This window comes from Asticcacaulis sp. AC460 (assembly GCF_000495795.1).
Lineage (GTDB): Bacteria > Pseudomonadota > Alphaproteobacteria > Caulobacterales > Caulobacteraceae > Asticcacaulis.
In genome coordinates, this window is record NZ_AWGD01000019.1 from 20,482 (window position 1) to 46,360 (window position 25,879).

A 25,879-nucleotide genomic window follows, 5' to 3' on the forward strand; every position below is an offset into this window, starting at 1 on the left:
ATAAGATAGGTCAACCCCGCACTTGTCCTTACGCCGAGGCGCGGCAAACGTGGGCCGAGACCGTGCCTGACAGGCGCTGGTCCGGGACCAGGCTGACCCCGGCCAGGTCGCCGCCGTCGCGCGGCAGGCGGATGATCATTTTGTTCGCCGGATACGTCCAGCGACTGGCATCGATATTGAAGCGATCCTGACGCCCGTCTGTGTAGTGTGCATAGACGTGATAACGCCTTGCGTCCGGAGAGGTCAGGTTGACCACCAGATTGGCTGCGCCTTTGATCTTTGAACGCTGGCCGTTGTCGAACGACGCGACCGACGTCTGGCCCAATTTCACCGGTACAGGCTTGGAACTAACCAAAGCCGCTTTGCCGCAATCGCCGTCCACGGCTCCGAGTATGAGCGGAAATCCTTCGGTCGCATCCAGATTGTGATACTGCATCTCCCAGATGAGTAACTTGGGCTTGGCGTTGCGATAGTCATTCGACAGGAGATACGAAAGTATTGAAGCTTCGAACCCTCCGCCGCTGATGGAATAATTTGCGACATTGGTGTGAAGCTCCTGGCGCAGAAAGCCACCGAAGTTCGCGGTGGTTCTGGCGCTGAAGCTGGTGCCGACCAGGGCGACATCAACCCCGCCGCCGTCGAGAAGACTGGCACCCGTGCCCTGAGCCTCCGTCGTTTCGAATACCTTGATCTTGTCGGCCCGATAGGTTGTCTTGCATATACGGGAAGCTTCGCGTCGTAACAGTTGCTGTTCATCGCCGATCGCACCCGGGACGGTCTTGAATTCAACCTTCGGCATGTTCCTGTATTCAGCAAGCGGCGCCAATTCGCGTGCCGTGGCGTTGGCCGAGACATAGGCGCCATAATCCGTCCAGTGCGTATCTGCAGACAAATAGAATTGCCTGTCCCGTCCGGGCAGGGTCAAACCGGCGTCGCGCGCTGTCGCGGTGACATTGGGTACGATAATGCCCGCACCACGCAGCCGATCCAGTGACCTCTGATAGGCTTGCATCGCGACGTCGGGTGAATACCGTTCAGTACCCGGGGTGCCGGGCTCGATGAAATCGCGCATCATTGCGCCACGGGGCGGAGTTACCAGCACGACGAGACGGACGTTGGAGGCCTTCAATTTCTTATTGAGACGGGTAAAGTTCTCTACCAGAGGGGACGCCACAGGCGGGAAGACATTAAAATCGGTACGGCTTCGAAACAGCCAGTCACCCTTTCCCTTGCGAATAAACAGAAAACTTTCGTCGGAATAATATTGGGCGTCTCCCAGTTGGCCGCATGCCGGCGACGGCTGAGACGAGGCCTGTACCACAGGAGCGGCAATGGCCGGCGGAACAGTTGCGGCCGTTCCGGCGACCATCATGAGTCCAGCCTGCAAATTGCGTGCGAAGCGGGCGAAACGGGCTTTGATCATAACGCAGTTTCCAGGTTTTCTTTGCGGTTCCACGCCAAGGTTGCGACGACCGAGACCAGGGTGTAGGCGAGCAGGAGGAGGGGCAGGGAGGCGAATTGCAGCGGATTGGCAAACAGCCGGTCGAAGGCGAACAGGCTCCACAGCAGGAGGCCGGCGCCCGAAGCCAGGATCAGCAGGCCCAGCGCCTTTTGGCCTTTCAGCCATAGGGCCCAGCCGCTGAAGGCCACGGCGCACAGGCCGGCATAGAGGATGATGCCGCTCCAGCCGTCATAGCGGGCCAGTAGCTTGCCGATACGCTCACCGGACCGGTTGGCGATGGCGGCGCCATTGTCGCCCAGCAGCAGGATGCCATCGGTGAAGCGTTCGATGATGAACCCGGCCGTATCCAGTATGGCGAAACCGCGGGCATTGGCCTGGGCCAGGGCCAGGACAATCACGGTGGTCGCGGCGGCGGCGAGATAGGCGGCAAGGGCCGAGAGCAGATCGGCGGGCTTGGTTTCCTGCACCGCCAGGCCGAACAGCAGTGACAGCAGTACGGTCACACCCAGGGCTGAGCCGTAATCGAAGGTGATGGCGCCGGCGCCGAGCAGACCGCACACCGCCAGCCGTCGCCAGGGCGATGTGTCGGTGACAAAGAAGGCAGCGGCGATGGAGGCCGGCCACAGCAGGGCGCCGATGCCCAGCGACAGGCTGGTAGCGGCGAAGACAGCGGCCGCCACGGTGGCGGCGCCCAGAACGGCCAGCTTGACCACCGTGGCGCGGCGGCCGCGGACCAGGAAGAAGGCGGTGGCGCCGCCGATGGCCAGGGCGATCACGGCCAGGGCGATCTGCCAGATCTGGAGCGGGATAAAGCCCAGGGCCAGGCGCGTAATACCGCGAAGCGCGATCGGATTGACCTTGGCGGAGCGGGTGTCGGCCTGAAAGCCGGGATCGCCATAGGCCAGATCGCGCACGGTCTGGCAGGTGTTCAGGACCTCTTCGGGATCCTTGGGCAGTTGCGGCGCCAGCATGTAGCGGCCGAACGACTTTTCGACGGCGATCACAAGCCCGGCCGTTTCACAGTCGGCCCGGACACGGCCCAGCCTGGCGAAGGATCGGTGGGCCGCTTCGTCGGCCACCAGGTGGCCAGCAGCGAAGGCGCTTTTCAGGGTGGGCACGGGCTGGGTCAGGCGCGATACCGCCAGCAGGATAAAGCCCGCGACCAGAACGGCCAGGGCCGCGATCAGGCCGGCCAGCAGGGCATGACGCCAGTTTGGGGTGGTCGTCAAGGTCATGATCTTGCCTTTACGGAGAGAGGTGGCCGAGTGGCGACCTGAGGCGCGGGCAGCGGTGCGGGGGCGGTATGCGGCTGCGCCGTTGCGGCTGGCGGGGGCGCCACAGGCTTGGGCTTCATCTGATTCAGGATGGCCCCGGCGGGCTTGAACTTGCCGGCCTTGGACTGCTCGAACAGGGCCAGGGCGCCAGCGCGGTCGACAGGACCGCCCTTGCCTTCCAGCAGGTAGAGGCCCAACCAGTACTGCGACTCGGCATCGCCGGAGTCGGCGCCGCGCTTCAGCCAGGCCCGGGCCTGGGGTAGGGATTGCGGCACGCCGTCGCCGACCTCGTAACTGTAGGACAGCATGATCATGGCTTCGGCGCTGCCGGCATTGGCGGCGCGCAGATACAGTTCGGCGGCGCGTTGCGGGTTGCGGGCCACGCCATAACCGGTGGCGTAGCTGCGGCCCATCTCGACCAGGCCGACCAGGTTGCCGGCATTGGCGGCTTCCTCGAAGAAGCTGAAGGCGCGGGGCGCGTCGACTGGCACGCCGGCGCCGCTGGCATAGGCCCGGCCCAGGTCGATATAGGCGTCGGTCTCGCCGTGCAGCGAGGCTTCGCGCAGCCATTTGACGGCATTCTGCGACGCGTCCGGCTGTTGCAGGGTAAAGTAAAGGGCGCCCAGCTTGCGCATGGCGCGCGGGCTGCCCCGGCGCACGGCGGCTTCGAGATAGCCCTTGGCGCGCAGGCGGTCCTGGTTGACCACTTCGCCGCGGGCATAGCCGTCGGCCATGATCAGCAGCAGGTTGGTAGAGGTCGCGCCGCTGTCCAGGGCGCTGCCGGCCCAGCGGAAGGCCTCGGCGTCGCTGCGCGGGACGACGGCGTCACCGCTGCTGTAGCGGCTGGCCAGTTCGGTGCGGGCCGCCGTGCGCCCCCCCTTGGCGGCCTGGGTCAGATAGGCGAAGGCGCGCACGGGATCGGCCGTCAGGCCGCGCTGGCCCTTGTCGTAGAGGCCATAAAGCACCCAGGCGGCGCCGGGATTGCCCGCCTGCGCCGCGTCGGTGAGCAGGGCGATGGCTTCGGCCTCTTCCGCCGGTTTGGCCGGCTCGCGCTTCAACAGCAGGTCGGCCAGTTCGTACTTGGCCGAGGCCGAGCCCATGGCGGCGGCGCGGCGGAAGTAGGATTCCGCCTTGGCCAGGTCAGCCGTGACGCCGCGCCCGATCTTGAAATCGACGCCCAGTTCGTTCAGGGCGCCGACCGAGGTGCCATCCTTGGCGGCATCCAGCGCCATGGCGTGGGCCTTCTGCGCTGCGGCAGGGGTGTTTTCGAGGCGCAGGACGTCGATCTGACGCATGCGGGCGGTGTTGCTGTTGAGGCCGGCGGCGCGGTTGTACCATTCGCTGGCCAGGGCGATGTCCTTGGCGACGCCCGCGCCGTTGCGATAGGCGTCCCCGACGCGGACCATGGCGTCAACATTGCCCCCCTTGGCCTCAAAGAGGCTGCTGGTGAACTGGCGGTAGCGGATATCGTCGGCCAGGGCGCGGCTCTTGACCGGCAGGGACCGGCCTTCGATCATCGTGATCAGGGTCTTGGCGGCGCCGGCATTGGTCTCCGAGGCCTCGGTCAGCAGGCGCAGGACCTCCAGCTTGTCGGAATCGGGCCGTTGGGCCAGGTATCCGGCCAGCATGGTGGCGGCCTTGCGGTTACCACCCTGGGCGGCGATGCGAAGGGCGGTTATGGCTTCGTCCGGCGAACGGGCCTGCTCGGGATGGGCCAGCAGCAGCTCGGCCAGGGCGACACGGGCACGGTCGGCATATTGCGGCGATGAGGCGGCGCGGCGCAGCAACTTAGCCGCTTGGCCCGGCGCCGCACCTGGGGCGACCAGTTCCGGCGAACGCAACAGCAGCCTGGCCTGGTAGAAGTCGGCGGCCCACGGATTGGTCGCGCGCAGGCTTTCGATCTGGGTCCAGGCGGCTTTCGGCTTGCGGTCCTTGACCGCCTGGTCGGCCGCCAGGACGACGGCGCGCAGCCTGGCTTCGGGGCGCATCTGCCAGACGGTCATGCCGACGGCGCCGGCACCAGCGGCAGCGGTAAGGGCGATGGAAAAGGCCGCCCATCGGGAAAAAGCTGATTTGGTCATGACTCGTGGCCTTCCTCGGCGTCGAATTCGGTTCCGGCTTCGGCGGTTTCCTGGTCGGGATCGTCAAGGCCGGTGCAGACCCTGCCGGCGCCGGCGGGTGGCAGTTCCTCGACCACGCCGCTGAGATAGCCCTGGGTCATGAACGGGCAGACCTTGGGGACATTGACCGCCTTGCAGCTGGACCGGACGACGACGCCTTCGTTCTGCAGCCGCAGCATTTCGCGGCCGAAGGGTTCCAGGTCGCCCTGCAGCAGCTTCTTCGTCGAGCCGAAGAACTGGTTGCCCTTGACGGCGACCGTACCGAAGCCTGTGGCGGTGATGCCGGCGCCGTTGCGCTTGTCGATGACATTGTCGACCACGGCGACGGTGACGAACTTGGTGTAGGGGTCTTTCTTGGCGTCGCGGGTCGGGAAGCCCTGGACCTCCTTCGGGTCGCCGACATAGATGTTGACGCCGGCGCGCTGGCTGGTGGCCAGGTGGTTGCGGAAGATGCCGATGTCGGTGCTGTTGCGCACCTTCACGACGTCGCCGTGGTTGTCGAAGGCGCGGTTGCCGGCCAGGATGTTGCACGGGCTTTCATAGACGGCCAGGCCGTCCTGGCCATTGCCCCAGACGCGGTTGGCATAGACCAGGTTGCCGGAGGAGATCCGGTCCAGCATAATGCCGGTGCCGTGGTTTTCGAACACGATATTGCCGACGATCCACGAGTCATCGACCTCGCGCGATCCGATGATGCCGTGCTTCTTGTGGGTGCCGTAGCTGACATTGTAGGCGATGATCAGCCGCTTGGAATAGTCGTGCGGGTCGACGCCGTAGATCAGGTTGTCGCGGTATTCGTTGCCGATCAGGGCGATGTCGTCGGCGGCGTTGGTGAAGAAGCCGAAATACATGTTGTCGAAGCTGTTGCCGACGACCACGCCGGTGGGGCGGTTGAGCGCGCCCGGGCGGTGTTGCTGCACCAGGATTGGGCCCTGCGAGTAGGAGAAGCCGTACCCCTTGGCGCCGTTGAAGCCCAGGTGATGGAAGTGCGAGCCGTCGGCATGCATCTGCGAGCCACCCCAGGAAATCAGGAAGGGGCGGAACTGGTTGCGGGTCTCGAACACCATGTCCGGATAGGCCTTGTTGGCGGCGTCCCAGCCGGCGACCGTGATATCGTGCAGCCACAGCTTGCCGGCATTGACGATGAAGACGCCGGTATTGGCGTTCAGCCGCAGTTCCTCGGCATCGGTGCCCGACACGACCAGGCTGGCCTGGGGGCCGACCAGCAGGGGCACGTTCAGGGTATAGCGTGTGCCCTTGCGGACCAGCAGCTCGCCTTCGCCGATGCTGTTGAGGTGGCGTGCCAGGCTTTCCAGGGTCAGGACGCCGGATTCGATATGGATATAGCGCGGATAGCGCGTGCCCTGGGCCTGGACCGGGAAGACCTTTTCCCCGATCTGGCGGAAGGTGTTGTTCACCTGCGACACGAACTTGGTGTTGTAGTAGCTGTACTCCATCGGGATGACGTAGACGGCGCCATCGGTCGGCACCGGCATGTTGTCGCTGACCGTCTGGCGGCTGTAGCGGTTGAGGTTGGGCGGGGTCGGAATGGCCTGACCGACCTTGGAGTCGATATTGTAATAGGTCGCGGCATTGCCCTTCAGGATGACCTGGCGCTCATTGGCCGGGTCGCCGTTGGTCACCACGCTGCCGTCCAGGACGCCGTAGATGTCGAGCGCCTCTGCGCTGGCAGCGGCCAACTGGTGCATGGCGCGGACACGGTTTTGGTAGTCGGGAATCTTGCGGGCATAGAGGGCGGCGACTTCATATTCGTGCTTGTCCGACAGGACATCGACGACGCGCTGCAGCATGTCCGAGGCCTGGTGCTCGTCCAGCGCCCAGGTCAGGGCCTGGTCGATGCGGCCGGTATCGCGGGCCTTTGCCCAGGAGGCCGCCAGCTGGGTCAGGGCGTTGAGATAGTGGACATTGTCGTCGGCCATGGCCTCCAGCAGGTAGGTTTCCGCTTTCAGGGGCTGGCCGGTCGCCGACAGGGCAAACACCGCCGCCGAGGCGGTCTGTTGCAGCTCTTTGACCGAGGACGCCTTGGCGCGCAGGGCCTCGACCTGGGCCACCATGGCCAGAGCCTTGTCGGGCTCGATGCGTTTGGCGTAGGCCTCGGCGGCATAGGCAAAGACCCAGGCCTTGATGCCAGGCGATTTTTGTTGCCGGGCCAGGCCGGCGAGGGCGTCAGGCTGTTCCTTCGCCGCCAGCAGGATCGCACGGAGCAGGGCGGCTTCGTCACGCTGGCCCAGGCTCTTGACGCCGTTGATCGCCTTTTCCGCCGTCGCCCAGTCGCGCGAACCGGTGGCCCGCCGGGCCAGTTCCTGCAGGGTTTGCGCCTTGAGGCCGTTCTCGCCGATGCGGTTGGCATAGGTCAGGGCGCGCGGATATTCGCCGAAATGAATTTCCACGGTGGCCAGGTTGGCATTGATCCGCGACTTGGCGGCGCGCGGCATGAAGAAGGAAGTGATCTTGATCGCCTCTTCCGTCTTGGCCTTGGCTGTCTGGGTGACGTGGGAGCGGGCGTAGCCGGCGGCGATCTGGGACACGACCTGGGCCTTCAGAGCCGGGTCGGTCAGGCTGTTGCCGAGGCGTTCGGCGATCGACAGGCGCGGGCTGTCGGTATTGCCCATGGCTAGGGCGAACAGGGCTTCGTTCTGTTGAACGGCCCCGGAAATGCCGAAGGCAGCCGTCTCGACCGCGTCGCGCTGTTCGTTGGTCGTGGCTTCCTGGACCAGGGTCAGCAGCAGGTTGTCGCGGTCCGGCGTGCCGATGCGGGCTGACAGGGCGGCGGCCAGGGCGGCTTCGGTCTTGCCGTTGACCCGCAGGGTTTCGGCGGCCTCCAGAAGTTCGGTGCTGCGGCGGTCCAGGTCGGCGACCGTCTGGCCGCGGAATGACGCCAGTTCCGGCGCGGGGAAGTCGCCGGTGCGCAGCTTCCAGCGCGCGATGTTCGACACGGCGGCGCCGCGGCGGACGGGATCGGTGATTTCTGTCGCCCAGGCGGTGGCGCGGTCGCGCTGACCGGCGGCCAGGGCCAGCAGGTTGGCCATGTCGCCGACGATCGGATCACGTTGCGCGGCCGGCAGTTTCGAGATGCGGACATAGCCGGCGGTCAGGGTGTCGACGGCGGCGCGATAGTCGCCGAGCCCGATCTGCTGACGGGCGATGGAGAGAAGTTCGCGCGCACCGGTGGCGGGGTCGGGCTGGCGTTCAGAAATGAAGCGGGCGCTGGTCAGCAGTTCGCGCCGGGTTTCGATGGCCAGGGCGGTATCGCCGCCGCGCCGGCTGAGGGAGGTCGAATAGTCCTTCAGCAGGCGCGAGAATTCTTCCGAGCTGCCGAGGGTGGGGTCCGAGAGGGTGGCCTGGTCGTACAGCCGGATCGCCTTGGCCAGTTCGGCTTCGCGTTGCACCGGATCGGTAAGCTTTTGTGCCTGGGTGTAGGCTGCCGCGGCACGGGCTGCGTCCGGCGACGAGGCGGCAGGCTTGGTCCCGGCGCCCTGGGTACAGGCACCCAGAACGGTGAGACAAAGCGCGAGGCTTAACACCCCGGCGGTCGTCCCTGACTTGAAAGGTTTGAAATTCATTGCTTTTTACCACCTTCAGTCTCGTTCGGACGCATCCAAACGTATCGTTCCGGAATTTCCCAAATGACCAGTTCCGGCGTCGCCTCGGTCAGGGTGCTGCCGCTCAGCAGCTTGTTCATCGGCACGAACGGTCCGGCGCCCTTGTCGGCGACATTGACCAGGTCCGCGCCCAGATTCTGTTCCAGGAAGCCGGCGAAGCCCCAGCGCTCGTCGGCGCTGTAGCTGGTGCCGACCAGGATGACGGGGGTCGCCGCGTCGCCGAGCAGGCCGCCGTCGCCGGACGTGTCGTCCGTGGCGACATATTCGAAGGCCGGCTGGGTGAAGGTTTCGGCCTGCGGGCCGTTGGCGCTAAAGGTCGGACCCAGGGGCAGGAACGTCATCAGATCGCCCGTCAAGGCTTGCGCCGGCTTGAAGGTGACGCGCATCTCCTCGCCCTGGCGCCTTGTGCTCAGGCCGCCGGACGTCGCGACCCGGGCAGCGATGGTTTGCGCCGCGGCCTGGGCGCCGGCGGGCGTCCAGTGGGTGTCGGTGCGGAAATAGGCCGGTTCCCTGTCCTTGACCGCCTGAAGCGATGGACGCAGGTCGATGACGTCGAACCCGGCCTGTTGCAGGCTGGTCAACAGGTTGTCGTAGAAGCCGGTTTGGGCTGGCGACCAGGCATAGCGGCCGAGATGCTCGCTGTAGATGCGCGACTTGGCGGGGACGATGGCGATGACCAGACGGACACCCTGGCCTTCAAGAATTTTTCGGGCGGCTGTGGCCCTGGCGACGGTATCGCTGATGCCGGTCTTGAGGCGCGGCGCCTCGAACTCTTCCTTGGTGTACAGCCAGGACTCGCTGCCGGCCACGACGCCGTCGCGGCCTTCATGGAACAGGCTCCAGGAGGCCGCCGTCCAGCCATGGGTCGACGGGTCGCGGATCAGCAATTGCTTGTCGAAGGTTTTGGAAAACTCTTCCGCCCACTTGCCGTGGAACAGGCTGTCGAAGCTTGGCTTTGGCGCGTCCTGGCCGCGCAGGGCCGGGTTGATCAGGCCAGTGACCAGAACGGCCGCGCCGAGGACCACGCCCAGTATGGCCGCTGGCTTTCCGTTCTTCGCGATATGTGTGTCCTGCATGATCGCCCCTCAGAACTGGAAATAGAGGAAGGGTGAGAAGCTGGAGGCGCTCAGCCGGGTCAGACTGAGGATCAGCAACAGCGGCAGGACGAACAGCTCCAGGCGTGAACCGCGCGCCGGCACATAGCCACGGCCGGTCCAGGCCTGGCGGACGCCTAAGCCCACCACGGTCAGGGCGATGGCCAGGAAGGTCACCTGGGTCAGGCTGACGCTCCATCCATCCGCCGGCGCCAGGCCGTGGAAGCCCAGCATGCCGGCATAGACGGTCAGGGCTTCACCCAGGTTGGCGGCGCGGAAGAGCACCCAGCCGGCCAGGACGATCAAAATGGTGGCCACCCATGCCAGGAGTTTCAAAGCCGTGCCTTGCGCCTTGGCGGCCAGGTTGAAGCGGCGTTCCAGCGCCATGACGCCGCCATGCAGGCCGCCCCACAGCAGGAAGGTCCAATTGGCGCCGTGCCAGAAACCGCCGATCAGCATGGTCAGGATCAGGTTGCGGTAGGTTTTGGCCTCGCCCTTGCGGTTGCCGCCCAGCGGTATGTAGACATAGTCGCGCAGCCAGGTGGACAGCGAAATGTGCCAGCGCCGCCAGAATTCGGTGATGCTGCGCGAGGCATAGGGATTGTCGAAGTTCTCGATGAAGACGAAGCCCATCATCAGGGCCAGGCCGATGGCCATGCTGGAATAGCCGCTGAAATCGAAGAAGAGTTGCAGCGAATAGGCGACCGCGCCCAGCCACGACTGGGTCAGGGACGGCGATGGCGAGCCGAACAACTGGTCGGCGATCGGGGCCACCGAGTCGGCCAGCAGGATCTTGGTCGCCAGACCGTAGATGAAGCGGCGCACGCCTTCGGCGAACTTGTCGACCGTATGAACCCGGCCGCGGAACTGGTCCTTCAGGTCCTTGTAGCGCAGGACCGGGCCGGCGATCAGTTGCGGGAAGATGGCCTTGAAGGCGGCCAGGTCGACCAGGCTGGTGGTGGCCTCGACATCGCGGCGCCAGACATCGACCAGGTAGCTGATGGCCTGGAAGACGAAGAAGGAAATGCCGATCGGCAGGATGATGTGCGTCACGAACGGATCGGTACCGGCGACCTGCTTCGCCAGCAGATTCCAGTTCTCGACGAAGAAGTTCATGTACTTGAAGTACAGCAGGGTCAGGACGTTGATGACGACGCCGACACCCAGGAAGAGATTACGCCTTCGTTGTGTCGCCGCCTTGTCGATGACAATGGCGATCAGATAGTTCCACAGGGTGAAGACGATCAGCAGAATGAGAAAGTCGACCCGCCACCAGGCGTAGAAGACATAGCTGCCCAGGACGATGGTGATGTTCTTCCACCGCCCGGGCGTCAGGTAGTAGGCTGCCAGGAAGAGGGGCAGGAACAGGTAGATGAAGATATTGGACGAAAATACCATTTTGCCCTCCTTTCCCGGCGAGAGTGGCGTTAGAGACGGATCAGTTGGTGGTTTCGGAACGAACCCAGACGACCTTCAGCTTGCCGCCAATCTCGGTGACGATGGACGAATAGGCATTGCCGCGTTCGATGGTTTGTTGCGGGACCTGGCCGATCTGGGACGCGCCGTCGAAGACCGCAAAGCCGGTGGTGGCCGAGTTGACTGGACGCGAACCGACGGTGCCGGGCGCTACGGCGTCGACCACGGCGGCCGAGCCGTCGGCGGTCTTCAGCGACAGGGCCGACCGACCGGTCAGGTTATAGAAGGCGATCAAGCCCTTGACCTTGCTATCAAGCTTGGGGTCTTCCATCAGCTGCGCGCGCGGCTGGTTGCGCGGACCGGAGATGACGACGGTGTAGTAACGGCCGTCGGTCAGGCTGACGGTGCGGCCGTGGCTGTCGAGCTTGATCTGGGCCTGGCCGGCCGGAACGACCTTATAGGCGGTGGCCGAGCCCGCCGGGACGGCGTAGCTGGTCTTGCCGACATAGGCGTTGAGCGGCTGGCCGTCGGCGACGATCGAGACGACGCGGACAAACACCGAATTGGGCGGCGGGGCGGCGGCATAGAGGCCGGCATCGGCGTTCTTGGCGCCGGCGTGCATCGGAAGCACGGCGGCCGCGCCGATCAGGGCGGTGATGAGGGCTCTGCGCGTCTTAGATTTGGGGAGGGTGGTCAGGGTCATGTTCGTCTCCATCACGTCGTCTTCTTTGTGGTCTTCTTTGGGGATTTGCCAGGTTTTGGCTTCGGGCCGAAAAGCAGGGTGACATCGCCCCCCAGATTGCTGGTCTTCATCGGGCGCATACCAGACAAACGCCGGCTCCATGGGCTGCGGCCGGGAAAGCGGGACTCGTAGATTTCGAGCCAGGCGACGTCGCCGGCATCGTAGAGCCTGCCGTCAGCCACGGCTTCCTGGGGCGCGCCGGCCAGGGGTACGACCTTGGCGGGATTGTCGAACGACTTCAGGGTGAAGGCGACCAGGCGATGCAGGGCCTCGTCATTGTCCTTGTAGAGGCTCAGGTCGCCGTTGCGGGCGGCGGCTTCGGCGATCATCACCAGGGCACCCAGGGCAAAGGCGTGATAGCTGATGGCGCGCTGCTTGCGCGCCAGTTCCAGCGGCAGGGCGCCGTCGGCGGTCACCTGGGCCAGACCAATGCGGGCGGAATTCACCCCCCAGTCGAACAGGTCGCGGCGGTTGGCGACGATACCGGCCGACAGGACGTTCAGGCCGGCCCAGTAGCGGTGATTGTTGGCGGCGCTCTTGGTGTTCAGCGTGGAATAATGCCGGACCGTGTCGGAAGCGCGGTCGGCCAGCCAGTCGGAAATCTTCGTGCGGGTCTCGGGCTTGATCGTGGCCTCGACCTGCAGCATGGCCAGTGCGGCTGGGCCAAGCGCCGAAAGCCGGCTGAACACCGCGGTTTCCCCGTTGACCACCTTCAGGGCGTCGGCATTAGCCCAGGCGGCCAGCACGCCGCCGGCCTCGGCGGCCGACTTCAGGTCCTTGCCGCAGGAGGCGACATAGCGGTTGGCGGTCTTGCACACCGCCTGCGAAAAGGTGCGCAGCGGCGCGACCGAGCGCTCATAGGCTTCCGACAGTTCCGGATCGACGGTCGAGCGCGACGGATCGTCCTTGCTGTAGCGCGACTCGTTGGCCAGTTCGCGCAACGGCTCTGTCTTGGGCAGGGTCTTGGCCTTGGGCGCCAGGCCTGAGGCCACAGGCACGGCGAAAGGCGGCACCAGTCGCTTGCCGGCGGCCTGAACCGTGGCGGGCAGCAGGCAGGCGCCCGCACTGGCTGCCAGAAGATCGCGCCGTGATAAAAACATGTCGACCTCCCTTTCGATGCGGTCAGAACCGGCGTGAAACGGAGATGCGAACCTGGTTGTCGCGGCGATTGAAGTTGACCTTGCTGTCGTCAATATCGAGATAGGCATAGGTCACCCGCACCTGGGTGTTTTCCTTCCAGGTGGCGACGGGGCCGACCTCGAAGCGGGTGCGGACGATCTTGCGGTGCTCATCGGCGCCGGAGGCCGATTGGCTGATGGCATCATAGCGTCCGGTGCGCAGCGAACCGGCCACGCTACCGTCGATCTGCCACGAACCGCGCGTCGCCACCGGCCAGACATAGCCGGCCGAAAGCGTCACCGCGGACTGGCGCAGGGTGACGTCCGACGGCAGGTCGCGGAACAGCTCGACCCCGCCGGCAAGGCCGTAGTCTCCGGTGGCCGGGGCGACGTCGAACGACACGGTATGGCGCCAGCCGTCACGGCCGGGGCGGCGGTCCTTCATATCCACGCCTTCGTAGCGGCCGGTCAGGCGGTGACCCAGCGCCAGCTGGCTATAGCTGGTATAGACGCCGAAGCCCGAATTGAGCAGCTTGCCGCCACGATGGCTGCGATCATACAGCAGGCCGCCTTCCAGTTTGCCCGACAGGGACGGCAGGTAGATGACGGCGCCGATATTCAGGTCGACTTTTACCCGGTCGATCGGATCCAGTTCCCACTGGTCGGTGACCGTGGCGCGTCCCGAAGCCGTCAGATAGTTGTAGGAACTACCCAGGCGATGGCGGTATTCGGCGCCGGCGGTCACCACGGTCGCGGTGTCGCTGTAGCTCTGCTGCGGGTCGTAGGGCGCCGTGCCCTCTTCGCCGGGGATGGCTGCGACCAGGGCCGGAGCGTTGTCATCATATTGCAGGCCGCCGGCCAGGGTGCCGGTAAAGGCCTGGACCGGGGTCGCGGCGGTGAAGTTCTCGTTGGCCGTGGCGGCGCTGGCCGCCATGGCCGGCGTGGCCGGAGCTGCCGCGACGGCATCGATCTGGGCCTTGGCGCCGGCGAAGTCGTAGCCGCGGCGCAGCAGGGTTGCCTTGCGCAGCTGGGCGCGCTGATGCCATTCCGGTGCGTAAGCGGTGTTGCTGATCACGCCGTCATAGATCGCCATGGCCTTCTGCGGTTGGCGCGTAGCGGACAGGTCGTCGGCCTGAGCCAGCAGGTCGGAGGCCTGGGCATCCAGTTCGCGGAACGTGATACGGCCGGCGATCTCGTCGCGGCGCGCCACCAGGTCGGGCTCGGAGGCATCGACCTGGACCGATGTGATCACCGAACGGGCTTCATCGAAGCGGCCCTGGCGCGACAGGTGGTCCGCCAGACGGATCTGGCCGCCGACGCGCACCGGGGCGGAGGCGGTGGAGTAGGTCGCGAGGGCCTGCTGCTCGGCGGCAACCGCACCGGCCAGGTCGCCGGCCTCAGCCTTGGCGGCTGCGGCGTCGAAGGCGGCGCGGGCGGTGAAATCGAGGCGCTTCTGGACCAGGCCGGTTTCCAGCTCGGTCGCGGCGGCAGCGATATCGGGATCCGTGCGGTCGATGGCGGCCAGCCAGCGGTCGGCTTCATCGAACTCGTTCTGCTTGGCATTGACGGTAGCCAGGCGCAGGCGGGTGCGATCGATAAAATATTCGGGGTGCGGACAGGGCTGATCCAGCAGGGCCAGGAACTGCGGCTCGGAGTCGGTGAGATTCCCCGCCTTCAGCAAAGTATCGGCCTGGTCGAACCGGCCACGCGCCAGGGCGACGCCCTGACGGTAGTCGATGTCGCTCAGCATGTTGGCAGCCTGGGTCTTGACCTTGGCGTCGCGCGAGGTCGAGGCCTGGCGGGCCAGGGCGCGGGCGTCGTCGAAGCGGCCTTGCTGGATGCGGACACGGGCCAGGCGCAGCATGGCACGGTGGGCGGTGTCGTTCTTGTCGCGCGGTGTTTTGGTCAGCTTCAGCAGCTGCGCCTCGGCCTCGCCATAGTTGCCGGCGTCATAGGCGCGGTCGGCGTTGTACAGCCGGCGTGCCGATGGCGACATCCTGGCCAGGTTCGGCTTTTTGGTCGAGGCCTTGCCGGACGGCGCCGCCTGCGGGCGGGCCGGGCAGGTTTCGACGGCGGCGGCATAACCCGCCCCCATCGCGACGGCCAGGGTGGCGGCCGAGACCAGGCCGGCGCGCAGGATTCGGCTTGCCGTTTTCATTATTTTTTGTCCTGGTTGAACAGACGCAGGGTGCTGACGCGGACCGAAGCCGGCTGGCCGACCATGGAGGCAGGCAGCTTGCGGTCGAAGGTGACGCGGACCACGGCCGACAGCTGGATCACGCCCTGGGTGACGCGGGCATAGGCGTTGGTTTCACCGAAGGTCGGCAGGACAACCTTTTCGACGCGGCCATTGTAATAACGGTCGCCGACGAAGATATCGACCACCACATGGTCACCCGGGCGGATGCGGCGGGCGGCTTCCAGCGGAACGATGAACTCGCCGCCGATACGGCCCGAAGTCGGGACGATCTGGGCGATCGGAGCGCCGCGGGCGATGAAGGCGCCGGGGGCTGCCAGGGTTTCGCCCATGATGCAATCGCAGTTGCTGGCGATGTTGACCACCGAGGTGTCGATGGCTTCCAGGCTGCTCAGGTTCTGGTTGGGCAGGACGCGGTCGCCCGGCTTGGCGTCGACCGACAAAACGGTGCCGGCCTTGGGGGCGCGCAGCATCTGGGCGTCGGGGCTGGCCAGGACGCCGTCGGCGCGGACGACGAAGCCGCGGGCAAAGGCGCTGTAGCCGATATAACCGACCAGGCCGAGACCGATCGACCACAGGATGGCCAGCAGGATCAGGCGTTGCACCGTCGGCAGAACGCTCTTCTTCTGGCCCGCGTCTGCCTTGGCCTGCATACGGGCGCCGGTGAAGTTCTCGCGCTTGATGATGGCCAGGACGTCGCCGGAGGTCACCATCTCACCCGACAACTGTGCGCCGATCAGATACTGCAGCAGCGCCAGCGAATTGGGCTGGACGTCGACGAAAGCGAAGCCGGCAAACTTGGTTTCAGGATTGGCCTGTTTCACCTCGCCCTTGATCGCCAGTTCGAAGGCGAAGCCCTCGAACTTGAAGATCAGGGTCAGCGGCACGATCTGGCCGACGGCGGGCACGATGGCGAACGGACCGGCGCCCAGGCCGGCCACCGACCAGTCGCTGGCCTCGTAGGTCTCGTCGCCGATCGTCACGGTGATGGGAACGCGCAGTCTCACGTGCTGACGTTGGGACGAGGCCTCATGAACAATTTTCAACGACATTCATAGTCCTCACAGCAAAGGCAAAAAGGAGAAGGGCTTGAACACGCCCAGATACGTCCCGACACAGGCCAGGAAGAGAAGGATGGCGACGGCGTGCATCGACCAGGAGGTCATGTTGATGACCTGTTTCGAGAAGTCCCCCAGGTTGCGGCTGACCGTCGTGTTCTGCCGCGTCCACTTCTGGCGGTCGAGCCGGAAGAAGATGTAGGTTTTGACGAGCGAGCCGTAGACCTGGTTGAAGAAGAGCAGGAAGGGGAAGGTCCAGGCGACGTCCTTGCGGGCCGTCAGCAAGGCCAGGGTCTGGATGAACCGCGTCACCGCGATCCAGTAGGCATAGACGACCAGCGACATCGGTCCGTAATAAAGGGTCAGCAGGACCGCGGCGGTCGGGCCGACCGTGGCCGTCCACATGCTGACCCGCTGGTCCAGGACCGTCCACCACACAAACAGACCGATCTTTTGCGGCCCCAGCGCCAGGGCGCGGCTGTTGTTGCGCAGCATGTTGCCGAACCAGCGCACCATCAGCATGGTCGAGGCCCGGACGAAGTCGTTGTCGGGCGGGGATTCCACGGTGCTGACGGTCACGTCGGGGATGTAGGCCATCTTGCCGCCGTGGCGCAGGATCCAGTACCAGGTGCTCTTGTCGTCGCCGGTCAGGAACGAGAAGCGGCCGAGGCGCCAGTGGTCGATGGTGTCGGACTCGAGCTGCTTGATGAAGCCCGGATCGGTGGCGACCTCGACGCGGAAGGCCGACATGCGGCCGGTCAGGGTCAGGACGCGCTTGGACAGGCCCATGGAGCACATCAGGATCTGGCGCTGGGCAAAGCGCATATTGTACCAGTCGTGGAACACGCGCGCGCCGCGCACCTCACAGACCTCGTCGGTCGTGAAGGCGCTGATGTCGGGCATGACCTTGAAGAAGGGCAGGCTGCGCTGCAGGCAGTAGGGCTCCAGCACGGTATCGCCGTCGATGACGGCGACGATGGCGCCGGCCGGCGGCCGCATCATCTGGATGGTGCGCAAACCTTGCGCCAGGGCGTCGCGCTTGCCCGTGCCGCCGATGCGGATAAAGGCCAGCTTGACGTGCGGCGGCGGATCCATCGCAACGAACAACTGCTTGACCAGGCGCTGGTCGGCCATCTCCACCAGGGAGGCGACCAGTGTCACCGGGATGTTGGTCCGCGCCGCCTCTTCGATGGCGGCGCGGTAGACATCCGTGCTGGTTTCGGTGTCGATGCGGAAGCTGGTCAGCAGCAGATAGGCATGGCTGGGCATGCCCTCGGGGCCCATGGCATCTGCCTCACGGCGAAGCCGCGGGAAGACGATGTGGCGATAGATCAGCGAGCGCACCAGATGGGTGGCCGCCCAGATATAACGCCACGAGGCTATCAGCCCGATCGCCAGGAGGAAGTGCGCCGATTGTTGGTTGAACAGCTCCTGCGGCATAGCCAAGCTGATGGCCAGCAGCAGAACTGCGTACCCGAGTAGGCCCGTCATGAATGTGCGCTCCTGCGCTTACTGTGCCGGATTTACCAGCACAGGCCCGCGTAATCCTGGTTGTTGCTGCGGACTTCCTTGGACACGCGGACGAAGTCGACGACCAGCTGATCGTCACGCTTGCCTTCGATGGCTTCGCCGAAACGCTTGTCGTTGTTGCCGACGACCAGGATGTCGGCGTCTTCCTTGGCTTCGTCGATCGAGGCGACCAGCAGGTCGGCCAGGTGCGGCAGGTGGGCGCGGACATAGCTCAGATTGGCGCCGGTCAGGGCCGAGTAACGGACGTTCTCGTCGTAGATCTTGACCTTGAAGCCCTTGCCGTGCAGGCGCTCGGCGATTTCCACCAGCGGCGACTCACGCAGGTCGTCGGTACCGGCCTTGAAGCTGAGGCCCAACATCGCGACATTCTTCTTGCCGGTGGCGGCGATCATGTTGAAGGCGCGGTCGATCTGGTTGTCGTTGGAGTCGGCGACGGCGTCCAGCAGCGGGGTCGAGATTTCCATCGAGCGGGCGCTGTAGCGCAGGGCACGCAGGTCCTTGGGCAGGCACGAGCCGCCATAGGCCATGCCCGGCTTCATATAGACGGTCGAGATGTTCAGACGCTTGTCGGCGCAGACGGCTTCCATGACCTTGTGACCATCGATGCCGGCCGCCTTGGCGATGTTGCCGATCTCGTTGGCGAACGAGATCTTCACGGCGTGCCAGGTATTGTTGGCATACTTGATGGCTTCGGCGGTCTTGATGTCGACGATGAATTCCGGCGAGGCCAGCTTGGAATTGATGGCGCGCAGGCGGGTCAGGGTTTCGTCGTCCTTGACACCCAGCACGATGACGGCCGGATCTTCGTAGTCGGCGATGGCGGTCGCTTCGCGCAGGAATTCGGGATAGTAGGCGATGCCGAAATCGACGCCGGCCTTCTTGCCGCTGGCGCGTTCCAGGATCGGGATCACCGTCTTGTCCATCGAGCCCGGCAGCATGGTCGAGCGCATGACGACCGAGTGGTAGCCGGCCTTGTTGCCGATAGCCTTGCCGATGTCTTCGGCGACGGCAGCGACATAGGACAGGTCGAGATTGCCGTTACGCAGGCTGGGGGTGCCGACGCAGACGATGGTGAGGTCGGTATTGTCGATGGCGTAGACGGCGCTGGTGCCGGCGGTCAGGAGACCGTTATCGACGGCACCCTTCAGCAGTTCCGGCAGGCCGGGCTCTACGATCGGGGAGATGCCCTTGCCCAGGGAGTCCGCCTTGGCCTGGTTCACGTCGACCGCATGAACGGAAAAACCATCCTTGCAGATACAGGCGGCGGTAACGGCACCCACATACCCGATGCCAAAAATGCTGACGCGCGGCTTGGTCACTGTAGTCATAGTCAAATCCCCGGAAAGGCTCAAAAAATCGTAAACGCAAACTTAACAAAAGCTTATGACACATTTTTTCGCACCGCACCAATTTTCTTAATGCATCGCAATGATATATTTTCACAAGGATGAAATAAATAATTATATAGCGTTATCGCTCAATGTAAGGCTTTGTTTTAAAATTAATTTTTACAACACCCTATGGTCATTCCCTTTTTGGGTGTCGTTGTAAATCCTGAAACGGGTTTTGAAAAGAAATTTAGCTGTCGCAAAAAATTGTGTTGCGCGCTGCACAATATCATTGGTTAATAAGAGGGAACGCCTGCCCGTGCGCCGTGGCGCAACGCCAGGATGGCACACTTTTGCAGACGTTTTTTGACACCTGAGCGCTTAGCGCTCGCAACAGGATTGCGTGAGAATGTCCGTTCAGATTTTACCCGTCATCATGTCCGGCGGTTCCGGTACCCGGTTATGGCCTCTGTCGACGCCGACGGCGCCGAAACAATTCCATGCCCTGGCCACGGCCAATACCATGATCCAGGAAACGGTCCTGCGCCTGGCCGGCGACGGTTTCCTGAAGCCGGTGGCGATCTGCGGACGCAGCCATTTTGAGCTGGTGACGGCGCAACTGGACGCGATCGGTCATTCGCCCCAGGAAGTGATTCTGGAGCCGTTCGGCCGCAACACCGCGGCGGTGGCGGCCATGGCGGCGCTGAGCGGCCTGGCCCTGGCGCCCGATGCCCTGATCCTGATGGTGCCCGCCGACCACGTCATCGCTCAGCCGGCGGCCTTCCATGAGGTTGTGCTGGCCGCCGCCGAGACGGCGCAGACGCGGATCGTCACCTTCGGCATCCAGCCCAGCTATGCCGAGACCGGCTTTGGCTATATCGAGCGCGGGGCCGAGCTGTCGCCGGGCCATTACGAAATCGCGCGCTTCCTCGAAAAGCCCGACCTGGCCACGGCGACGCAGTATGTCGATGGCGGCGCCCATGTGTGGAATGCCGGCATCTTCCTGTTCTCGCCCCAGGTCATGCTGGAGGAACTGGAGCAACACGCGCCGGAGGTGCTGAAGGCTTGTCGCGCCGCCTACAGTGCGGCTCGCCGGCGCGGCGTGGCCGTCGACCTGGATGACGGTCTGTTCGGTCAGGTGCCGTCGACCTCGATCGACTATGCGGTCATGGAGCATACGACGCGGTCGGCCGTGGTGCCGTGCGATATCGGCTGGGCCGATGTCGGCGGCTTCCGCGAACTTTGGCGCCTGGGCGGCAAGGACCCGGCCGGCAACCACGTCAAGGGCGACGCCATATTGATCGACTCCGCGAACTGCCTGGTCCGCAATGACGGTGGGCCGATCGTTGCGATCATCGACATGGCCGATATCATGGTGGTGTCGACGCCGTCGGGGATTCTTATCTCGCCGCTGTCGCGTGCCCAGGACGTCAAGAAGGCCGCTGAGGCTGCCAAATCGTTCCTGGCGGGCGCCGTATCGTAAAGGCGCCGATCGGATCGGCGCCTTCAGGTTAGCACGCTTCTACCCGACGATGGTTTCGTTCTTGATGCTGCGGATGGCGGCGATCAGGCTGCCGCGGGCCAGGAAACCGCCCACCAGGATCAGGGCCAGGAAGATCAGGTAGACCCAATTGCCGGCGAGTTCGCTCGCGCCGATGTGGTTGTTGACCGTGCCCAGGGTAAAGGTGGTGTCGGACTCTTTCCACAGTCCGACGGCAGCCGGATTGATCATCTTGAGCACGACCGAAACGACCGAACCGAGGGCGATGCCGCCGAACAACAGCGCCCCCATCAGGCCGAAGAAGGCGATGATGCTGCGCGAGGTGAAGCCGGCCAGCGTGGTAACCATGACAATAATCCTTTTCGAAGAGAGCGCCGTATCGAGCGCGTGGTGATCGACAAATCCCTGCGCATAGGTTTTGGCGGATCCGAAGCCGTGCAGGGCGGAGTCGGCCGATAGTCCGGCGGCGAGGCGTTCTTCCAGATGGCCGCGCGCTTCGGCGATCACATCGGCGCGCTGGGCGTCGGGCAGGGCGGTCAGGGCGGTGTCCAGGGCCTTAAGCCAGGTTTCGATGGTGTCCCGGTCAGTCATGACATCAGGTCCTTTGCAGAAAAGCGTTGAGACGGCCGGTCAGGTCCAGCCACACCCGGCGCTGGTCGGCCAGGTCGGCCGCGCCGGAGGGCGTCAGGCCATAATATTTACGGGGATGCGAGGCGCCGGCTTCGTGGCGCCATTCCGCCTGGATGAAGCCGGCCTTTTCGAGCCGATGCAGCAGCGGGTAGAGCGTGCCTTCGGCGAGGTCGAGCCCGGCCTCGTCGCGCAGCTCGTCCAGAATGCGCAGGCCGTATTGGGGCTTTAGTTCCAGCAGGCTCATCAGGGCCAGTTCCAGCACGCCCTTGTACATCTGGGTGCGGCGGCTTTCCGGAGTCTTGTCGGTCGGTGGGGGCATGTGCATAACCATATACTTTGTGATGCAAGGTATATGGTTTTACATGATGCTTGGCAAATTAAATTCGCGTAAGATTCAGGAGGGTTTGGGTTCCAGGCGACTGCGGTGCTTGAGCGCCACAAAGCCCAGGGCGACGAAGCCGCAACCGGCGGCCCCCAGTGGCAGCAGCCAGATGCCGCCGCTCCACGCCTGGCCGATCAGCCCGGAAATAATGCCGGCGCCGATGGTCGAGACCACGCCCTGCAGCGAAGAGGCCGTGCCGGCAACGTGGCCGACCTTTTCCATCGCCATGGCGCCGAAGTTCGATGTCGTCAGCGACATCAGGCCCATGGTCAGGGACTGCAGGATGACGAAACTGAGGATGGTTTCAAGGCCCGCCGCGGTCCAGGCCAGGTGGACCAGGGTCACCGCGATGAAGCCGATCAGGGCGGTGTGCGAGATGCGCTTGGTGCCCAGTTTTTCGACGATCGAGGCATTGAGGATTGAGGCCCCGCCCATGGTGGCGGCGCAGGCGGCGAAGATGCCGGCCATCAGGTCCGGACGCTGAAAGACGTCCTCGAAGATCTGGGGCATGAGCGAGACATAGGCCAGCAGCGAGCCGATCAGGAAGGTGATGCCCAGGGTGTAGTAGAGCGAGCCTGGCTCGGTGACCACAAAGAAGGCGACCCGGCGCAGATGACCCAGGTCGGGCTTGCGGCGCTTTTCCGGCGGATGGGTTTCGGGCAGGCGCAGCCACGCCCACAGGCCGGCTATGACGCCGAAGGCCGCCATACTGAGGAAGATGACCGGCCACGGCGCCACCAGCAGCACCAACTGGCCGAAGCTGGGGGCCAGGATGGGCACCAGCAGGAAGACGACCAGGCTGATCGAGGTCACCTTGGCCATCTTGGCGCCGCTGTAGAGGTCGCGGATGATCGAGCGTGTCACGACGCCCGAGGTTGAGACGGCAAAGCCTTGCAGCAGGCGGATGACCAGCAGCAGGCCGAAGTCGTGGACAAAGGCGGCGATCAGGGCGAACAGGACATAGAGCATGACCCCGCCGATCAGGATGCGCTTGCGTCCCAGCCAGTCGGACAGGATACCGAAGGTGAGCTGGCCCGCACCCATGCCGAGGAAATAGATCGAGATCAGCCACTGCAGGTGATTGGGCACGTCGACGCTGAGGTCCTTGCCGATGGTCGGCAGGGCCGGGAGGATGGCGTCGATGCCCAGGGCGCCCAGGGCCATCAGCATGGCGATCAGGGCAACGAACTCGGCAAACGGCGGGGCCTTGGTTTCGGCAACGGTTTCTGGGGTACGCTCGGACATGGGCCGGATATAGGCCGATTGTCTCGCAGACGCGAGGAAAAACCTGATAAATGAAACCATCTACGCCTTAGGCTCCGCCTGGCGAGGCGCAAGTCCCGTTTGGCGGAGTGCGGTTGCGGGATACAGGCGCAGGGTGGCAGGGATGACGCGCGTGCCTCACCACAGCTGCTGAGGTCTCTCTGTTTCCACGCGCAGGTCTCCCCCGGATGGGTGCGTGGTAAAATGAAGGCGGGGACCGCCGTCCCGGTCCCCGCCTTCAAACTCTTGGCAGATATTACTTCTTCTTTTTCTTACCCTTCGCAGGCGTTTCCGGCGTGATCACCGCCACGGCACCGCCCGACGGAGCCAGTTTCAGCGTCAGGCTGCCCGATTTGTCGGTCGCGTTCGATGCCACATTCAGGCTGTTGACATCAGCGCCGTCCTGCCAGGTTTTCGCCGTGAACTTGCCATCGCCCAGGAAGCTCAACGGCACGGTCACGTCGCGGCCGCTTTCGTTGGTCATGGCGCCGACATACCAGGTGTCGCCCTTGCGGCGGGCCGAGACGATATACTGGCCAATATCGCCTTGCACCACGCGGGTCTCGTCCCAGGTGGTCGGCACCATCTGCAGGATCTCCGCGCCATCGGCCCAGGAGCCGTCCGCCTTCTTATAGGCAGACGGGGAATCCGCCACCATTTGGAACGGCGAGTCGAAGACGACATACATGGCCACGGCCTGGCCGCGGGTGGTCTGGACGAAGGGCGCTTTGTTGCGGCGCTGACTGGCGAATTCCGCCGGCGGCAACGAGCGGAAACCACCCGGCGTATAGTCCAGCGGCCCCAGGATCTGGCGCGTGAACGGCAGGGTGACATTGTGCGTGGCGGTGATGCGGCCGCTCCACTTGTTGTATTCCGCGCCCATCACGCCTTCCTGGGTGATGTAGTTCGGCCAGGTCCGGTTCAGACCGCTGGGCGGATAGGCGCCGTGCATGTCGACCAGCAGGTGGTGCCTTGCCGCGACCGCCATCAGGCGGTGATAGTAGTCGACCATCTCCTGATCGTTGCGGTTCATGAAGTCGACCTTGATGCCCTTCAGGCCCCACGCCTCATAGGCAGCCAGGGCCTCTTCCATCTGGGCGTCGAGCTGGTGCCACTGCACCCAGACCCAGACGCCGACATTCTTGGATTTGGCGTAACGCAGCAGTTCCGGCATATCCAGAACCGGCTTGGCCTTGGTGATGTCGGCTTCGGGGTTGGGCTCGATGTCCGAACCAACCGACCAGCCTTCGTCGATCAGGATGTCGTCCAGCTTCATCGAGGCGGCGAAGTCAACATAGGCCTTGTAGCTGGCTGTGTTGATGCCGGCGTCGGGGATGTCCAGCGCCCAGTCGTTCCACCAGTCCCACGCCGTCTTACGGCCGCGGATCCACGAGGTGTCAGTAATCTGCGACGGGGTGGCCAGGGTGGTGATCAGGTCCGAACCCGTCAGATCGCCCGGCTGGTCGCCGATCATGACCACGCGCCACGGCGTCTGGAAGCCATCGGCATCGAGCTTGACGTCGGCGACGACGGTCTTGCGGAAGCGGTAGTTGCGGTCGTTGTCGAAGCGTGGCGGCAGGTTGGTGCGCACGCCGATGCCGCCATCGCCGCGGCCGGAGATGTAGAAGCCGGGATAGTCCTTGATGTCGGACTCGGCGATGGCGAAGGTCTTGGCGCCGTCGCCGGTCTTGCACACCAGCGGCGCGATGTAATTGTTGTGCTCGCGGATCAACGACGCCTTGATGGCATCATATTCGCCTTCGAAGCTGGTGTTCATGGCGCCCATATTGGCGCCCCAGCAAGTGTAGTCGGCCGGGAAGAAGAACTGGGTGTTCTCGCTCATCACCTTGAAGCCGGTGACGCCGTCCTGGGCCGGGACGCCGTAGCGCAGGGCGACGCCGTTGTCGTAGGCGCGGATGATGACGTTGAATTTGAACTTGCCGCCGCCGGCGGTCAGGGCGATGTCGCTCTGGCTATACCGGTCGGGCACGACGGCGTTCTTGCCGACGACGGGTTTCCAGCTTGAGTCGACCTTGGTTTCGCTGTGGCCGGTGATGGTCGAGCCCGAGCCGATATAGGCGACGTCCAGCCGCCATTCGATGGGGGAGGGGCCGATGATCGCCTTGCCGTCCTGCTCGACCGTGTAGGTCAGGCCGCTCTGCGACTGGTCGAAGCTGATGGCGATCCGGCCGTTAGGCGAGGTCACCTTGACGGTTTCGGCCGAGGCTACGCCGGCGCTCAAGGCCGCGGAAAGCGCCAGAAGGCTTACGGAAAGACGTGACATGTCGGGCTCCCTGATTGTTTTCTTCAGGAATTCCTATTTTGTATTACATTATTCCGCAAGCCACTTTGTCGTGGAAGGTGGTTTACCCGTAAAAGGGAATTATGACGCCCGGTAGTCGGCGATGATTTCGCCGGCCTGGGCAATTTCGGCCTCGTGCGGGGTGTCGCGTTCGGTTTCGGCCAGGCCGCCGGCATACCAGGCCTGCATGGCAGGTTCCTCCAGCATCCGGTCGACATAGGCGCGCGACGTTTTGCTCAGGTCGAAGCCGACACCATAGGTCTGGACGCGGAACACCACCGGGGCAAAGAAGGCGTCGACCGCCGTAAAGGCGCTGCCGGCCAGGTAGGGCCCGCCGAACTTCGTAAAGCCATCCGTCCACAGGGCATCGAGGCGGGCCAGGTCGCGGATCAGGGCGGGCGGGGTGTCGAACAGCTTGACCCGCACGCCGATGGTCATCGAGCAATAGGTCCGCAGCGCGCTGAAGCCCGAATGCATTTCGGCAGCCGCCGAACGCGCCCAGGCGCGGGCGGGCTTATGCGACGGCCAGACCTGGGGGTAGGTTTCGGCGACATATTCGGCGATGGCCAGCGAGTCCCATACCGTCACGTCGCCATCGACCAGGGCCGGTACCAGGGCGGTCGGCGAGAAATCGCGGAAACTGGAATTGTCGGGTTTGAAGAAGTGCTGGTGTTCGGTGAACGGGATGTCCAGCGCCTTGAGCAGCACCCACGGCCGCAGCGACCAGGACGAGTAGTTCTTGTTGCCGATATGCAGTTCGTACGCCATGGGAGCCTCCGTCAGATTTGGCGGCAACTAACTCTGACTCCGATAAAATGGCCATATGGCTTTCCTGCCAA

General features: G+C 64.4%; 18 protein-coding genes. 1 reads left to right on the top strand and 17 read right to left on the bottom strand.

Going from position 1 to position 25,879, the window contains the following annotated elements:
* Positions 1–28: 28 nt before the first annotated feature.
* From ABAC460_RS34560 to ABAC460_RS34600, 12 genes are read right to left on the bottom strand one after another with little or no spacing between them, the layout of a single operon-like run.
* The gene (locus ABAC460_RS34560; protein WP_023453254.1) at positions 29–1,423 is read right to left on the bottom strand and encodes an alginate O-acetyltransferase AlgX-related protein; all 1,395 of its coding nucleotides are present in this window, start codon (positions 1,421–1,423) and stop codon (positions 29–31) included.
* The gene (locus ABAC460_RS50110; RefSeq protein ID WP_023453255.1) at positions 1,420–2,697 is read right to left on the bottom strand and encodes a hypothetical protein; all 1,278 of its coding nucleotides are present in this window, start codon (positions 2,695–2,697) and stop codon (positions 1,420–1,422) included. Before ABAC460_RS50110 ends, ABAC460_RS34560 begins: the two co-directional genes overlap by 4 nt.
* Positions 2,694–4,817 (bottom strand): tetratricopeptide repeat protein, encoded by a 2,124-nt coding sequence (locus tag ABAC460_RS34570; protein ID WP_023453256.1) that lies wholly within the window; start codon positions 4,815–4,817, stop codon positions 2,694–2,696. Before ABAC460_RS34570 ends, ABAC460_RS50110 begins: the two co-directional genes overlap by 4 nt.
* The gene (locus ABAC460_RS48235) at positions 4,814–8,440 is read right to left on the bottom strand and encodes a right-handed parallel beta-helix repeat-containing protein (RefSeq protein WP_023453257.1); all 3,627 of its coding nucleotides are present in this window, start codon (positions 8,438–8,440) and stop codon (positions 4,814–4,816) included. The genes ABAC460_RS34570 and ABAC460_RS48235 overlap by 4 nt, the downstream gene beginning before the upstream one ends.
* The gene (locus ABAC460_RS34575; RefSeq protein ID WP_023453258.1) at positions 8,437–9,555 is read right to left on the bottom strand and encodes an alginate O-acetyltransferase; all 1,119 of its coding nucleotides are present in this window, start codon (positions 9,553–9,555) and stop codon (positions 8,437–8,439) included. Before ABAC460_RS34575 ends, ABAC460_RS48235 begins: the two co-directional genes overlap by 4 nt.
* Before the next feature lie 9 nt (positions 9,556–9,564).
* Positions 9,565–10,971, bottom strand: coding sequence for an MBOAT family O-acyltransferase (locus ABAC460_RS34580; protein ID WP_023453259.1), 1,407 nt, complete (start codon positions 10,969–10,971; stop codon positions 9,565–9,567).
* A 40-nt stretch (positions 10,972–11,011) separates the two neighbouring features.
* On the bottom strand, positions 11,012–11,692 hold the full coding sequence (locus tag ABAC460_RS0124485; protein WP_162150312.1) for an alginate O-acetyltransferase AlgF: 681 nt from the start codon (positions 11,690–11,692) through the stop codon (positions 11,012–11,014).
* A gap of 11 nt (positions 11,693–11,703) precedes the next feature.
* On the bottom strand, positions 11,704–12,831 hold the full coding sequence (locus ABAC460_RS48240; protein WP_023453261.1) for an alginate lyase family protein: 1,128 nt from the start codon (positions 12,829–12,831) through the stop codon (positions 11,704–11,706).
* A gap of 22 nt (positions 12,832–12,853) precedes the next feature.
* Entirely contained in the window at positions 12,854–15,007 is a 2,154-nt protein-coding gene (locus ABAC460_RS34585; protein ID WP_023453262.1) for a tetratricopeptide repeat protein, read from the bottom strand.
* A complete protein-coding gene (locus ABAC460_RS34590) occupies positions 15,007–16,098 on the bottom strand; it encodes an HlyD family efflux transporter periplasmic adaptor subunit (RefSeq protein ID WP_023453263.1) in 1,092 nt (363 codons plus the stop codon). The genes ABAC460_RS34585 and ABAC460_RS34590 overlap by 1 nt, the downstream gene beginning before the upstream one ends.
* Before the next feature lie 9 nt (positions 16,099–16,107).
* On the bottom strand, positions 16,108–17,595 hold the full coding sequence (locus tag ABAC460_RS34595; RefSeq protein ID WP_023453264.1) for a glycosyltransferase: 1,488 nt from the start codon (positions 17,593–17,595) through the stop codon (positions 16,108–16,110).
* Positions 17,596–17,627: 32 nt separating this feature from the next.
* A complete protein-coding gene (locus ABAC460_RS34600; RefSeq protein WP_023453265.1) occupies positions 17,628–18,962 on the bottom strand; it encodes a nucleotide sugar dehydrogenase in 1,335 nt (444 codons plus the stop codon).
* A gap of 409 nt (positions 18,963–19,371) precedes the next feature.
* On the opposite strand from ABAC460_RS34600, the gene ABAC460_RS34605 reads away from it, so the two are divergent.
* A complete protein-coding gene (locus ABAC460_RS34605; RefSeq protein WP_023453266.1) occupies positions 19,372–20,445 on the top strand; it encodes a mannose-1-phosphate guanylyltransferase in 1,074 nt (357 codons plus the stop codon).
* Between the two features lie 39 nt (positions 20,446–20,484).
* Here the strand turns inward: ABAC460_RS34605 and ABAC460_RS34610 are convergent, their stop codons facing one another.
* The 5 genes from ABAC460_RS34610 to ABAC460_RS34630 form a co-directional block, all read right to left on the bottom strand.
* Positions 20,485–21,054 (bottom strand): HAAS signaling domain-containing protein, encoded by a 570-nt coding sequence (locus ABAC460_RS34610; RefSeq protein WP_023453267.1) that lies wholly within the window; start codon positions 21,052–21,054, stop codon positions 20,485–20,487.
* A gap of 4 nt (positions 21,055–21,058) precedes the next feature.
* Positions 21,059–21,412: a PadR family transcriptional regulator gene (locus tag ABAC460_RS34615; protein WP_035426124.1), complete on the bottom strand. Its 354-nt coding sequence runs from the start codon at positions 21,410–21,412 to the stop codon at positions 21,059–21,061.
* A 75-nt stretch (positions 21,413–21,487) separates the two neighbouring features.
* Complete coding sequence (locus ABAC460_RS34620) at positions 21,488–22,720, bottom strand: multidrug effflux MFS transporter (protein WP_023453269.1); 1,233 nt, start codon at positions 22,718–22,720, stop codon at positions 21,488–21,490.
* A gap of 274 nt (positions 22,721–22,994) precedes the next feature.
* A complete protein-coding gene (locus tag ABAC460_RS34625) occupies positions 22,995–25,022 on the bottom strand; it encodes a glycoside hydrolase family 97 protein (protein WP_023453270.1) in 2,028 nt (675 codons plus the stop codon).
* Between the two features lie 99 nt (positions 25,023–25,121).
* Positions 25,122–25,808, bottom strand: a complete 687-nt coding sequence (locus ABAC460_RS34630; RefSeq protein WP_023453271.1) for a glutathione S-transferase family protein — start codon at positions 25,806–25,808, stop codon at positions 25,122–25,124.
* Positions 25,809–25,879 lie beyond the last annotated feature (71 nt).